This is a genomic window from Rhodococcus sp. no. 34, from assembly GCF_054589475.1.
Genome location: NZ_BAAILK010000028.1, coordinates 86873 through 100277 on the forward strand (window position 1 = coordinate 86873; position 13405 = coordinate 100277).

Consider the following 13405-nt stretch of genomic DNA (forward strand, 5'->3'; position numbering starts at 1 on the left):
ATCACAGCGATTCTCTCATTCGGAAGGACACTGGAAATCATGGTCGACACACGACTTCCGGTCACGGTGCTGTCAGGTTTCCTGGGCGCCGGGAAGACGACACTACTCAACGAGATCCTGCGAAATCGGGAGGGTCGGCGGGTTGCGGTGATCGTCAACGACATGAGCGAAATCAACATCGACAGTGCAGAAGTCGAGCGTGAGATCTCGCTCAGTCGCTCCGAGGAGAAACTGGTCGAGATGACCAACGGCTGCATCTGCTGCACTCTGCGAGAGGATCTTCTCTCCGAGATCAGTGCCTTGGCCGCCGATGGCCGATTCGACTACCTACTCATCGAATCTTCGGGCATCTCCGAACCGCTTCCCGTCGCAGAGACGTTCACATTCATCGATACCGACGGCCACGCCCTCGCCGACGTCGCCCGACTCGACACCATGGTCACCGTCGTCGACGGCCACAGTTTTCTGCGCGACTACACGGCTGGGGGCCGCGTCGAAGCCGATGCCCCGGAAGACGAACGAGACATCGCGGATCTGCTTGTCGATCAGATCGAATTTGCCGACGTCATCCTGGTGAGCAAGGCCGATCTCGTCTCGCACCAGCACCTGGTCGAATTGACCGCAGTCCTGCGCTCTTTGAACGCATCCGCTGCGATAGTTCCGATGACGCTCGGTCGCATCCCACTCGACACGATTCTCGACACCGGTTTGTTCTCACTCGAAAAGGCTGCACAGGCCCCCGGATGGTTACAAGAACTCCAAGGTGAACACATCCCCGAAACCGAGGAGTACGGAATCAGTTCGGTGGTGTACCGCGAGCGCGCACCCTTCCACCCCCAACGGCTGCATGATTTCCTCAGCAGCGAGTGGACCAACGGAAAGTTACTTCGGGCCAAGGGCTACTACTGGAATGCCGGCCGGTTCACCGAGATCGGGAGTATTTCTCAGGCCGGTCATCTCATTCGCCACGGATACGTCGGCCGTTGGTGGAAGTTTCTACCCCGTGACGAGTGGCCGGCCGACGATTACCGTCGTAACGGAATCCTCGACAAGTGGGAAGAACCCGTCGGAGACTGCCGACAAGAACTCGTCTTCATCGGCCAAGCCATCGACCCGTCTCGACTGCACCGAGAACTCGACGCGTGTCTACTCACCACAGCCGAGATCGAACTCGGGCCAGACGTGTGGACCACCTGGAGCGACCCCCTGGGCGTCGGCTATACCGACCAGACCGTTTGATCTCGATCTCTACGGCACGAGATTCCCCGACCTGGCGATACTTAAAATCACGCTGATTTGAAGGCATGCCCGCAGCACAGCGGCCCCTTGTCCGAAAACTGTCAACAGTTCTACACGGAGAAATGGCTACCCTTAGGTTTACGCTGCACGCATGTTTTCTTCCGTCGCAGCGAAGATCCGCCTGGTGGTGGCACTGCTCCTCACTGCCCTCCTGGCGCTGACTCTGTCATCGTGCTCGAGTGGCTCGGATTCGTCGGCAGCCCCCACAGACCTGTGTGCACCTCCAGGAGTGGGAGCTGCAACCGCGGCGCCCACCAATCTGGACGCGGCAGCGGGTGCGGGCGCCGAAGACCGCTACACCACGGCCACCGTCACCCCGGTCGATCAGATCGACACCTCGAAGCTGAATCTGATCAAACCCGGGGTCATCACGGTCGGCACGCTCGGTGACGCGCCCCCGAGCATCTGCGTCAACTCCGAGAATCAGTACACCGGATACGACAACGAGCTGCTGAAGGCCGTCGCGGACAAGCTGGGCCTGAAGGTCGAGTTCGTCGGCACCGAGTTCGCCGGGCTTCTCGCCCAGGTTGCCGGTCGACGCTTCGACGTCGGCTCGTCGTCCATCACCACCACGGACGACCGTCGCAACACCGTCGGCTTCACCAACGGTTACGACTTCGGATACTTCTCCCTCGTCGTGCCTAACGGCAGCCCGATCACCGGCTTCGGAGACCTGGATGCCTCCAAGCGCATCGGCGTCGTGCAGGGAACCGTGCAGGACGACTACGTCGTGACCACGCTCAAGCTCGATCCCGTGAAGTTTCCCGACTACGCCACGGCGTACGCGAACCTCAAGTCCGGACAGATCGACGCCTGGGTAGCTCCGTCTCAGCAGGCCGAAGGTGCAATCGCTCCCGGTGATCCGACCTCGATCATCCAGAACACCTTCTCGGTCAACAACTTCGTCGGCTGGGCGGTGAACAAGGAAAACCAGCCGCTGATCGACGCCCTCAACTCCGGCCTCGACGCAGTCATCGACGACGGAACCTGGTCTCAGCTGTACGCCGACTGGGTACCGCGCCAACTCCCTGAAGGCTGGAAGCCCGGATCCAAGGCCGCGGCCACTCCGGAACTGCCCGACTTCGCAGCCATTGCCGCGGAAAACGCAGCAAACGGCGACGGTGGCGATACCGCGTCGTACCAACCGAAGTCGACGCTCGAACAGCTCAAGGACACGTTCTTCGACTGGGATCTGTACAAGAAGGCATTCCCCGATCTCCTCAAGACCGGTCTTCCCAACACCCTGATCCTTGCGCTCGCGTCCGGCATCATCGGCACGATCCTCGGCATGCTGCTCGCTGTCGCCGGTATCTCGCGCACCCGTTGGCTGCGCTGGCCGGCCCGCGTCTACACCGACATCTTCCGTGGCCTGCCCGCAGTCGTCATCATCTTGATCATCGGGCTCGGCGTCGGACCGATCGTCAAGGGAATCACCGGTAGCAATCCGTACTGGCTCGGTGTCGCGGCGCTGTCACTGCTCGCGTCGGCATACATCGGTGAGATCTTCAGATCCGGAATCCAGAGCGTCGAGTCCGGGCAGCTCGAGGCTTCACGTGCCCTCGGTTTCAGCTACCGAAAGTCCATGTCGCTGGTCGTCATCCCGCAGGGTGTACGACGCGTTCTGCCGGCGTTGATGAACCAGTTCATCTCGCTGATCAAGGACTCGTCGCTGATCTACTTCCTCGGTCTGCTCGTCACCCAGCGGGAACTCTTTGCCGTCGGACGTGATCTCAACGCCCAGACCGGCAGCCTGTCCCCGCTCGTTGCGGCAGGCTTGTTCTACCTTGCTCTGACCATCCCGCTGACGCACCTCGTCAACTACATCGACAACCGACTCCGGACCGGACGCGCCGACACTTCAGGCACGTTGGATCCGCTCGAGCAGGCCATCGTCGTGGAAAGGGGCTGAGGACATGACCACCAGCTCTGAACTGAAGTCCGTATCGCTCACCGGCAAGGACCTGCATCTGTCCTTCGGTACCAACAAGGTGCTTCGCGGCGTCAACCTGCACGTCGACGCCGGAAACACCGTCACCGTCATCGGGCCCTCCGGTTCGGGCAAGTCGACGCTCCTGCGCGTGCTGAACCGTCTGCACGAGCCCGAGCAGGGTGACGTGCTGCTCGACGGGAAGTCCGTCCTGAAGGACAACCCCGACGAGCTACGCCAGCGAATCGGCATGGTGTTCCAGCACTTCAACCTGTTCCCACACAAGACCGTCGCCGAGAACATCGCACTCGGGCCGAACAAGCTCAAGGGTTTGTCGAAGGAGCAAGCTCGGGCGCTCGCGCTCGAGCAGCTGGATCTGGTGGGGCTCAGGGAGAAGGCCGACTCGCGGCCCGGCAACCTTTCCGGCGGTCAGCAGCAGCGCGTCGCCATTGCCCGCGCCCTGGCGATGAAGCCCGAGGTCATGTTCTTCGACGAGGCGACGTCAGCTCTCGACCCCGAACTGGTCAAGGGTGTTCTGGCATTGATGGCCGATCTCGCGAAGTCCGGCATGACCATGGTCGTCGTGACGCACGAAATGGGCTTCGCGCGTTCCGTTTCCGACAAGGTGCTCTTCATGGACCGCGGCGCAGTTGTCGAAACCGGTACTCCTGAACAGCTTTTCGACGATCCCGAGACCGATCGACTGCAGGCGTTCCTGTCACAGGTTCTCTGACCCAGGACGCTTCAGAGATCGACGGGCGTTGATCCTCGACGCCTGAAGCATCAGATGGTCGCGTTCGGCGAGGTTGGATGCCTTGTGCGCTGCATCGGCATACAACCTCGCCGCCGACTCCAGGTCTCCGTCGCGTTCACGCAGATAGGCCTCGACTGCGGCATGGCGTGGAAGTGAATCGTCCAGCGCTGCAAGAGCTGCCAATCCGGCGCGTGGTCCGTCTGCCTCGCCGACGGCCACCGCTCGGTTGAGCCGGACAATCGGGCTGTCGGTCAAGGCTGCGAGTTCGTCGTACCACTCCACGATCTGCACCCAGTCGGTCTCGTCTGCTGTGAAAGCGTCGGCATGGAGTGCGGCAATGGCGGCCTGGGCCTGGAACTCACCGAGCCGGTCGCGGGCGAGAGCTGACTGGAGGATTGCGACTCCTTCGGCAATCGAATCGGTGTCCCACCGGCTGCGATCCTGCTCGGCTAGCGGAACCAGACTGCCGTCCGCGGCAGTTCGCGCGGCTCGACGAGCGTGATGGAGCAGCATCAGTGCGAGCAACCCTGCGACTTCGGGGTGATCGATCGCGGCCGCCAACTGCCGGGTGAGCCGGATGGCCTCGGCAGCCAGGTCGACGTCGCCGGAGTACCCCTCGTTGAAGACCAGATAGAGGACACGCAGGACGGTGGCGACATCGCCGGGTTGCTCGAACCGGACGCCGGAGACCGTGCGCTTGGCTCGGCTGATGCGCTGAGCCATAGTCGCCTCGGGCACCAGGTAGGCCTGCGCAATCTGGCGGGTGGTCAGCCCGCCGACAGCGCGCAGCGTGAGTGCGACGGCGGACGACGGCGTCAACGACGGGTGCGCGCACAGAAAGTAGAGCTGGAGTGTGTCGTCCACGCCCGGCACCCACCCGCTGACCGGCCGCTCGCCTGGCTGCTCGTCAGCCAGAAACTCCCGCTTACGGCGAGCCGCATCCGACCGGATCCCGTCGAGGAACCGCCGCCAGGCCACCGTGACCAGCCAGCCCTTCGGGTCCCGCGGCGGGTTGTCCGGCCAGACCCTGACCGCCTCGAGCAGAGCGTCCTGCACGGCGTCCTCGGCCGACGCGAAATCTGCTCCGCGGCGGACGAGGATGCCGAGCACGCTCGGAGTCAGACTCCGAAGCAGGGCGTCGTCCATGACAGGTTTCAGTCCGTGATGGTCGGCGGCTCGGTCAGGAACGGGCGCAGTTCGAGCCATTCGTGAATCGGCTTCCCGCCTGCGCCGGGCGCGGCCGAAAGCTCGCCGGCCAATTGGACGGCACGGTCGTAGTTGTCGACGTCGATCACCATCCAGCCGGCAATGAGGTCCTTGGTTTCCGCGAACGGACCGTCGGTGACCGGCGGGCGACCCTCACCGTCGTACCGGACAAAAGTGCCCTCAGGAGCGAGAGCCTGACCGTCGACGAACTCGCCCGCCTTCTCGAGCCGATCCGCGAAGTCCTGCATGTACTTCACGTGGGCAGTGATCTCGTCCGGCGTCCACTGGTCCATCGGCACGTCGTTGACTGCAGCCGGAGCGCCGCGGTAGTGCTTGAGCAGCAAGTACTTGGCCATCGTGAATCTCCTCTGTGTCGGTGCCACCCATTCTGGTCACACTTCACTACAGGGACGAAGCAAGTCGGGGATTCTCGACATCGCGGGGCGTTCGGCCCTGTGCGCCTTTTTGGTAGTGCCCGCAACCAGAAAGGCGCACGGGGCCGAAGGCCCTAAATCCACCCCTGCCGGCGGGCGATCACTGCGGCTTCGTGCCGATTGGCTGCACCGAGTTTGGTGACAGCTGACGACAGATAGTTTCGGGTGGTACCCGCAGACAGGTGTGCCCGGGAAGCGATCTGCTCGATGGATGCCCCGTCGGCCGCGTATTCGAGTACGTCCGCTTCGCGCGGAGTAAGCGGTGAGTCGCCGGCGCCGATTGCCTCGGCAGCCAACGACGGATCGACGTACCGCCCGCCCGCGTGGACGCTGCGGACCACCTCGGCGAGCGTCGCCGCAGGCGTCGTCTTCGGCAGAAATCCTCGGACGCCTGCTGACAGTGCCTTCTTCAGATACCCGGGACGCCCGTGGCTCGTCACGATGATCGAGACGCACCCCGAGACCGTCTGCGCAATCTGTTGCGCCGTCTCGATGCCGTCGATACCTGCCATTTGAAGGTCGAGCACGGCTACGTCAGGTTGATGTTTTGCAGCAGCGACCACGGCATCCTCGCCGGATTCGGCTTCCGCGACGACAACGATGTCGTCCTCGAGCGACAACATCATGGCCAGAGCCGAGCGGATCAGGTTCTCGTCGTCGGCCAGCAGTACCTTGATCGGCTCGGTCACCGAGACTCCTTCGTTCGGGACGGAAAGTGGGCGGTGAGGGTGAAGCGATCTTCGTCCTGCACGGTTTCGACAATTCCTCCGACGGCGCCGACGCGCTCGCGCAATCCGTTCAGGCCGGTTCCGTTGTTCGGCTCTGCGACCCGTGCGCCGTCGTTGGCGATCACGACGCCGTCCGCGAACACTTCGATGCTGCAATTCTCGGCACTGGAGTGCCGGAGAATGTTGGTGACGCCTTCACGGACGACCCAGGCGGCAGCTTCGGCCAGTTCCACCGGCAGCTGATCTGCCGATCCACGTATCGCGGTGGAGATTCCGGCGGCCTCGAGCAGAGACTGCGCACCGGCCAGCTCGGACGCCAAGGCGATGGACCGGTATCCCCGAACCAACTCGCGCGCTTCGTCGAGTGAATCTTGCGCAAGTTCGCGTACTTCGTCCATCTGCGCGGCGGCACGATCGTCGCCGCGTCGTGAAAGAGTAGCTGCAAGTTCACTTTTCACCGCAATTGCAGACAGTGCCCGCCCGACGACGTCATGGAGGTCGCGTGAAAATCGCAACCGTTCCTCGGCGACGGACAGAGCGGCAGCGGCTCCGCGTGCCTCGTCCAATTCGGTGACCATCCGCAGCAGCCACACCGACATGTAGACGGTCAGCCCCATGAAGGCGGCGACGATTCCGACAGACACGCCGCTTTCCGGACCCGCAAGCAGTCCCAGTACAACCCCGGCGGCCACCGAGCCCACGATCAGCCAGCGCAACGACGTCAACCCCGCAAGGGGCACGACAAGGATTGCCGCAAGCCAGAAGTACGGGCCGTTCTCGCCATTGCTTCCCAAGGCAATTCCCGCCGAGCAGAACGCCGACAACGTCATCACGGCAAGAGGAATCTGGACGGGCTTGGCCACGACTCCGCCCAGATCAGGCATCCGAGACACGGCGATGACGCACGCAACGGCACTGATTCCGAGGAAGACACCCGACAGGTACCGATCCGCAACTATCTCGGTGACCGCACCGAAGCCACCGAAAACCACTGCGACCATGATGAACGATTGCCGCGTGTAGAGGCGAACCTTGTCGACGTTCGACGCGGTTCGCCACGTCCGTCTCGGATTCCAGCGTCCGAAGTTCTGCGCGATCATGCCCACTACCTTCTCAGAGTTCTACGAACGCGGTTCCCAGCGGAAGTGGACGTTCGCGATCAGAACCGAACCGACGATCCACGCCAGCATGACCAACAGCGGTTGCGCAGCCGAACCGAAGGTGTCGACAAATCCCGCTGCCGCACCGGGCGCATCGCCCAGATCAGCCAGTTCGCCAGTGGTCCGCCCCAGCCATCCGAGATTGAGAAGGTCCACTACTGCGGCCAGCGGAGTGAAATCGAGAATGCGAGCAACGTTGTCCGGCACGACATTCCTGATCGAGGACATACCTGCCGTCGCCAGAATCAGAATCGGCATGCAGGTGATCTGCGCCGCCTCTGCATTTCGCGTGACAGCCGAAGTGATCAACGCCAGCGCCGTGAAGAGCGCGGCGCCGCCGATCACCGCGACCAGCACCAGGACCGGATTGACCGGAGCACTACCGCCCAGAACCATCACGGCGATTCCGATCACCACCGTCAACAGGCCGGTGAGAACCCACGACGGCACTGCCGGGCCCGCGAGGATCTCGGCGTCGCTGCATTCCCCTGTCCGTAGTCGCTTGAGAACCAACTCGTCACGACGCGTCGCGTACACCGACAGGAGGTTGTAGAAGACCACGAACACGAGCAGGAACAGTGCAAATACCTCGAGGCCTGCCGACACCGACTTGTCCGACAGCCCGCCGTCTCGCGACAGGTACAGCATTCCCACGGGAAAGATCAGCGGGAGGACGATTGCATTGAAGAGCAACAGTCGATTTCGTCCCAGGAGCGTGAACTCCGAACGAGACAGGGTTGCTATGCGGTTCATGCCGACGCTCCTTCGAGAGTTGCGTGATGATCGAATTGGTCTGCAATGGAGAGGAATACGGTCTCCAGGGATGCCGCGCGGGCATCCAGGCCGGTCAGCAGGATGTTGTTGTGCTGTGCCCACAGCAGCAGTTCCGTCAGCGTCTCCTGCACTGTGCGAGTGGTGATCACCACCAGATCGTTTTCGACGCGTACCTCGGCGCCGGCCAGGGCCGGGAGCGGAAGACCGGGACGGTGCAGTTTGATCTGAGCGGGATGATCCGCGACGACGTCCGCCACGGTTCCGCTGCGCACCACCGATCCACGGTGCATGATCGCCAATTGGTCACACAAGGACTCGGCTTCGTCGAGGTAGTGCGTCGTCAACATGATGGTGACGCCCGACGCTTTCAAGTCAGCAATCAATTGCCAAGTGTTACGCCGACTTTCGGGGTCCAATCCAGTAGTCGGTTCGTCGAGGAACAGTACGAGTGGCCGGCCGATGATCGCGCACGCCAGATCCAGTCGCCGGGCCTCACCTCCCGAGAGGAACTTCACGCGGGTATCACCACGGTCACGCATGTCCACGCGCTCGAGCACCTCGTCCACGGGCAGCGGATTCGAGCAGGTTCCGGCCCACATCGCCAAACTCTCACGAGCAGTCAGGTCTTGGGGCAAGCCACCCTTCTGGAGCATGATGCCAAGCGACGGGCGAATCTGCTTGCGGTTGCGCACCGGATCCATGCCCAGAACGCGCACCGTTCCGGCACTGGCTCGCGAAAGGCCCTGAATCACTTCGAGGGTGGATGTCTTGCCGGCACCATTGGTTCCGAGGAGGCCGAACAGCTCGCCTTCCTGAACACTCAGATCCAGATTGCGAACAGCATCGAACGCCTCCTTACCGGAGCCGTAACGCCGCGACATTCCGACTACGTCGATCACGGGATCGCCCTTCATCGCTGCGCCTCCGCTCGGTTCCAGCCGCGCAGTCCGATCACGAATCGGATACCCGCATAGACAGCGAGAGCGGCAACAAGAATCCAGAACACGGGATTGGAGCCGATGATCGCGAACAGCACTCCGATGATCGCGATATTCACGACGATCACAACAAGTTCGCGGCCCATCGTGGGTGCGGGTCCGATGTCCATCAGGTCCGTCAGGAGGCTTCCCTCATGTGGTTCTCTCATGCATCCAAGCTTCGCGGGAAGTCAGAGCCGAAAACAGTGCACAGCGTCATCACCTGCGGTGACACCGTCACGGATCAGCGATGACAAATGTCATGCGACGTCCCCGCGGGGACGCGTCGTAAACCGCGGGTAAGGGTCACCTCGTTGTTTTGCCGTTCATTTTTACGTTCCTTTACCCTTGCTTCGAGCTTCTACGGTTCCCGAAGTCCGTACATCGAATCTCGGGAGTTCACGGTGGCTATCAAGCCTTTGGCCTTGTTCGTCAAACACGACGGCGTGTCTGCACGCGCGTCGATCACCTGCCAGTACAAGTGCGGAAACGCGTGCTCTCACGAGGTCCCCAACACCTCGGGCGGCGAGTACTTCCGCGACATCGCACGCACAGCGCTGAGTCGTCGCGGCTTGCTCCGGGGCAGCGGCATGGCAGTGCTCGCGGTGGGAGCGGGCAGCGCCCTCGTCGCCTGTTCGGACGAATCCGCAAGTGCCGAACCGGGAACCGGATCGACGAGCGGCAGCAGCAGCGGATCGACACCGGCGGGGACGAACTTCGGCGCCGTCGCGCCCAACAAGGAAGACAAGGTCACCGTCCCTGACGGATACGATCAAGCCGTCGTGATTCGCTGGGGTGACGCCGTTCTCGCCGGCGCCCCGGCTTTCGACTTCGACAAGCAGACTGCGGCAGCGCAGGAACTGCAGTTCGGATTCAACAACGACTTCGCCGGATTGCTCCCGGTCGACGGGCAGCCCAACACCTACCTACTCGTGGTCAATCACGAATACTCCACCGAGCCGGCGATGTTCCGCGGCTACGATGCGGAGAACCCGACCGAGGAGCAGTTCAAGATCGGCCTCGCCAGCCACGGACTGTCGGTCGTCCAGGTCAAGGGCGAATCCGACAACGGCAAGCTCGTACCGGAGATCGGATCGAACAACCGCCGCATCACCGGAACCACGGAATTTGTCGTGACCGGCCCCGCTGCAGGCAGCGACTTCCTCAAGACGAGTGCCGATCCCACGGGAACCAAAGTGCTCGGCACCCTCAACAATTGCGCCGGCGGCGTCACACCTTGGGGCACAGTGCTTTCCGGCGAAGAGAACTTCAACCAGTACTTCGCGAACGCCGAGGGTGTCACCGATCCCACGGTCGCAGCGCGACTGAAGCGCTACGGTCTTGCCGGTGCCGCTTCCGAGCGCAAGTGGGAACGATTCGACAAGCGGTTCGATCTGGTCGCAGAACCCAACGAGGTCAACCGATTCGGATACGTCGTCGAGATCGATCCCTGGGATCCGTCGTCGACTCCGATCAAGCACACAGCGCTCGGACGTTTCAAGCACGAAGCCGCCACCATTTACATCACGGCGGACGGCACCGTCGTCGCCTACAGCGGCGACGACGAGCGCTTCGACTACATGTACAAGTTCGTCTCCAGCCGAAAGATGCAGGACGGCAAGAGTCAAGCAGCCATGCGCCACAACATGACTCTGCTCGACGCCGGAACACTGTACGTCGCAAAGCTCAGCGGAAACTCCGCCGGCGAGATCGACGGCAGCGGCAAACTTCCGTCGGACGGCAAGTTCGACGGAACCGGCGAGTGGGTAGCCATCCTGCGCACCGGCGAAGACGGCAAGGGCGAATCGCTGGTAGACGGTATGAGCGCCGAAGAGGTCGCCGTCTTCACCCGCCAGGCCGGTGACAAGGTCGGGGCAACGAAGATGGATCGCCCCGAGGACTTCGAGGCAAACCCGAAGAGCGGCAAGGTTTACGTCGCACTGACCAACAACACCAAGCGCGGAGTCGACGGTGGCGCCGCGGCCGACGAGGCGAACCCGAGGAACAACAACAAGAACGGCCAGGTCCTCGAAATCACCGACGACCACGCCGGCACCACCTTCGGCTGGAATCTTCTTCTCGTCTGCGGAGATCCGGCCACAGCCGATACTTACTTCGGCGGGTTCGACAAGAGCAAGGTCAGCCCCATCTCATGCCCGGACAACCTTGCCTTCGACCCGCACGGCAATCTGTGGATCTCCACCGACGGCAACGCACTCAAGTCCAACGACGGGCTGTTCAGCGTTGTCCTCGAAGGCGAAAACCGCGGTGAGACAAAGCAGTTCCTCACCGTTCCCGTCGGCGCCGAAACCTGCGGCCCCATCGTGGACGAGAAGCGCGTCATCGTCTGCGTCCAGCACCCCGGCGAGACCGACGACGCCAGCATCGAAAGCCCCGCATCCCATTGGCCAGACGGTGGTTCTTCCCAGCCTCGCCCGTCGGTAGTTGCAGCCTGGAAGAAGGACGGATCTCGGCTCGGCTCGTAACACACATGTAAACGACGTGGGGCAGATCGCATACTCTGCGATCTGCCCCACGTCGTTTACCTCAGATTCTCAAGAGAATCAGTTGTCACCGTCCTCGCGACGCTTACGCGTCAGGAGAACAACACCCGTTCCCAGCGCCAGCAGCAGAACCAATCCACCTGCTGCGAGCAACCCGGTGTTCACGCCACTCTCACCAGCGCCACCACCCGAGTTGATCGTCCCGCCCTGAGGAGCAGACGGCTTCGGCTGACCCGGCTGACCCGGGTTTGCTGTCGGCGGCTTCGGCTGTCCCGGAACCGTGCTCGGAACCGGCTGACCCGGAACCGTCGGCGGTACGACGATCGGAGGCACAACGACGATCGGGGGAATGATGATCGTCGGTGTAACCGGCACCGTCGTGTTCGGAACCGTCGTGGTCGGCGGAACTGTCGTGACCGGCGGCGTTGTCGTCGGCGGCGTCGTTGTCGTCACGCCACACGGATCCACAATCTCCTCCGCGACAACTTCTTCTGTCGTGGTCTCCTCTGTGGTGGTCTCCTCCGTGGTGGTGGATTCCTCCGTACCGGTCACATCAGCGTCACCGGCAGTGATCGCGCTAGCCGTCGTCGTCGCAACCGTTGTCGTCGGAACCATCCGCGTGGTCGTCGTCGGAGGAACACAGGGCTCCGTCGTGACCGGCGGCGTCGTGGTGGTCGTCGGCGGCACCGTAGTGGTGGTCTCCGGCGGGTCTATCGGGTGTTCGGTGCAGAGAGCGTCGCCCGGGACACAGTCCACTGGCGGGTTCTCGCCACCAACCACCAGGTAGTTGTTCAGGACACCCGGAGTGAATCCGGGACCTGACAACGTTCCGATCTCAGGATTGACCTTGACGGTGTACGTCACGGTCGCGCTCTCACCCTTGGCCAGCTTGCCGGTGACCGTGAAGACGTTGTCGACGACACCCGAAACAACCAGCGTGGAAGTGGTAGCCGGATCCTTCGTCATTACTGCATCGTCGAGAACGTCGGTGAGATCGTCGTAGAAACTGATCTCACCATCCGCGGTGCCCACATTCTTGAACGTGAGCGTGTACGTGATCTCCTGGCCGCCAACCACACGGTTCGTGGTGGACGGAACAGAGGACTTCAGTACCTCGATCGCGGGTGTGCCATCCACCGGATGCTCGGTCGTCACCGGCGGAGGAGTGATCTCCGGACCCGTCGGCGGCTTCGCAGTACCGGTGACCTTGTTGTTGATCAGAACCCCGCCGGCAACACCGTCGTTGATCTTCACCTGATAGGTCAGAACAACCGACTTACCGGCTTCCAACGCACCAGTCCACGAGAGCGTGGTGCCCGACAGGGTCGGAGCAGCACCGTCGACACTGTCGACAGTTGCCTTGAGCGAACCGTCCACCAACGTCGCGTTGTCGAGAACCTTCGACAGATCATCGGTCAACACCACCGGATCAAGAGTCGTGTTACCCGTGTTGGAACCGGTCACCGTATACGTGATCGTCTGACCCGCAGCAACATTGGTACCCGACACCGGATCCGCAGCCTTCGCGACCGTGAACCCCGGAACCTTCACCGGATGCGTCGTGCACAGTTGCGTCGCCGGATCACACACCTCCGGAGGATCAACCGGAGGAGTCGTCCCCGGAACAACGAAGTTGTTCACG

Annotated in this window: 12 protein-coding genes; 4 read left to right on the forward strand and 8 right to left on the reverse strand. The window is 62.4% G+C overall.

Going from position 1 to position 13405, the window contains the following annotated elements:
- Nucleotides 1-39 precede the first annotated feature (39 nt).
- The 3 genes from zigA to ACYP01_RS12955 all read left to right on the forward strand — a co-directional run bounded on the left by zigA (nt 40) and on the right by ACYP01_RS12955 (nt 3959).
- On the forward strand, nt 40-1239 hold the full coding sequence (gene zigA / locus ACYP01_RS12945; RefSeq protein WP_459680404.1) for a zinc metallochaperone GTPase ZigA: 1200 nt from the start codon (nt 40-42) through the stop codon (nt 1237-1239).
- Between the two features lie 151 nt (nt 1240-1390).
- Nucleotides 1391-3208 carry an ABC transporter substrate-binding protein/permease gene (locus tag ACYP01_RS12950; protein ID WP_459680406.1) on the forward strand — a complete coding sequence of 606 codons (1818 nt, stop codon included), beginning with the start codon at nt 1391-1393 and terminating at the stop codon, nt 3206-3208.
- A gap of 4 nt (nt 3209-3212) precedes the next feature.
- Nucleotides 3213-3959 (forward strand): amino acid ABC transporter ATP-binding protein, encoded by a 747-nt coding sequence (locus ACYP01_RS12955; RefSeq protein ID WP_003946070.1) that lies wholly within the window; start codon nt 3213-3215, stop codon nt 3957-3959.
- Here ACYP01_RS12955 and ACYP01_RS12960 read toward each other — a convergent pair.
- The 7 genes from ACYP01_RS12960 to ACYP01_RS12990 all read right to left on the reverse strand — a co-directional run bounded on the left by ACYP01_RS12960 (nt 3945) and on the right by ACYP01_RS12990 (nt 9429).
- A complete protein-coding gene (locus tag ACYP01_RS12960; RefSeq protein WP_459680409.1) occupies nt 3945-5126 on the reverse strand; it encodes an RNA polymerase sigma factor in 1182 nt (393 codons plus the stop codon). The two genes, ACYP01_RS12955 and ACYP01_RS12960, sit on opposite strands and share 15 nt — an antisense overlap.
- 8 nt (nt 5127-5134) lie before the next feature.
- Nucleotides 5135-5542: a YciI family protein gene (locus tag ACYP01_RS12965; RefSeq protein WP_003945999.1), complete on the reverse strand. Its 408-nt coding sequence runs from the start codon at nt 5540-5542 to the stop codon at nt 5135-5137.
- 152 nt (nt 5543-5694) lie between these two features.
- Entirely contained in the window at nt 5695-6309 is a 615-nt protein-coding gene (locus ACYP01_RS12970) for a response regulator transcription factor (protein ID WP_003946002.1), read from the reverse strand.
- Entirely contained in the window at nt 6306-7448 is a 1143-nt protein-coding gene (locus ACYP01_RS12975) for a sensor histidine kinase (RefSeq protein ID WP_459680412.1), read from the reverse strand. Before ACYP01_RS12975 ends, ACYP01_RS12970 begins: the two co-directional genes overlap by 4 nt.
- 21 nt (nt 7449-7469) lie before the next feature.
- On the reverse strand, nt 7470-8261 hold the full coding sequence (locus tag ACYP01_RS12980; protein WP_003946064.1) for an ABC transporter permease: 792 nt from the start codon (nt 8259-8261) through the stop codon (nt 7470-7472).
- Nucleotides 8258-9196, reverse strand: coding sequence for an ABC transporter ATP-binding protein (locus ACYP01_RS12985; protein ID WP_003945975.1), 939 nt, complete (start codon nt 9194-9196; stop codon nt 8258-8260). Before ACYP01_RS12985 ends, ACYP01_RS12980 begins: the two co-directional genes overlap by 4 nt.
- Complete coding sequence (locus ACYP01_RS12990; protein WP_228401538.1) at nt 9193-9429, reverse strand: hypothetical protein; 237 nt, start codon at nt 9427-9429, stop codon at nt 9193-9195. Before ACYP01_RS12990 ends, ACYP01_RS12985 begins: the two co-directional genes overlap by 4 nt.
- Nucleotides 9430-9663: 234 nt before the next feature.
- Here ACYP01_RS12990 and ACYP01_RS12995 point away from each other — a divergent pair, with 234 nt between their 5' ends.
- Entirely contained in the window at nt 9664-11745 is a 2082-nt protein-coding gene (locus ACYP01_RS12995) for a PhoX family protein (protein WP_042450656.1), read from the forward strand.
- A gap of 78 nt (nt 11746-11823) precedes the next feature.
- Here ACYP01_RS12995 and ACYP01_RS13000 read toward each other — a convergent pair.
- Nucleotides 11824-13405: DUF7927 domain-containing protein (locus tag ACYP01_RS13000; protein WP_459680416.1), on the reverse strand; the 1582-nt coding region annotated here is incomplete at its 5' end.

Excerpts from the sequence above, each read along its gene's own strand:
- ACYP01_RS12955 (WP_003946070.1), top strand. The coding sequence starts at position 3,213 with ATGACCACCAGCTCTGAACTGAAGTCCGTATCGCTCACCGGCAAGGAC.
- zigA (WP_459680404.1), top strand. The coding sequence starts at position 40 with ATGGTCGACACACGACTTCCGGTCACGGTGCTGTCAGGTTTCCTGGGC.
- ACYP01_RS12985 (WP_003945975.1), bottom strand. The coding sequence starts at position 9,196 with ATGAAGGGCGATCCCGTGATCGACGTAGTCGGAATGTCGCGGCGTTAC.
- ACYP01_RS12960 (WP_459680409.1), bottom strand. The coding sequence starts at position 5,126 with ATGGACGACGCCCTGCTTCGGAGTCTGACTCCGAGCGTGCTCGGCATC.
- ACYP01_RS12975 (WP_459680412.1), bottom strand. The coding sequence starts at position 7,448 with ATGATCGCGCAGAACTTCGGACGCTGGAATCCGAGACGGACGTGGCGA.
- ACYP01_RS12990 (WP_228401538.1), bottom strand. The coding sequence starts at position 9,429 with ATGAGAGAACCACATGAGGGAAGCCTCCTGACGGACCTGATGGACATC.
- ACYP01_RS12965 (WP_003945999.1), bottom strand. The coding sequence starts at position 5,542 with ATGGCCAAGTACTTGCTGCTCAAGCACTACCGCGGCGCTCCGGCTGCA.
- ACYP01_RS12950 (WP_459680406.1), top strand. The coding sequence starts at position 1,391 with ATGTTTTCTTCCGTCGCAGCGAAGATCCGCCTGGTGGTGGCACTGCTC.
- ACYP01_RS12980 (WP_003946064.1), bottom strand. The coding sequence starts at position 8,261 with ATGAACCGCATAGCAACCCTGTCTCGTTCGGAGTTCACGCTCCTGGGA.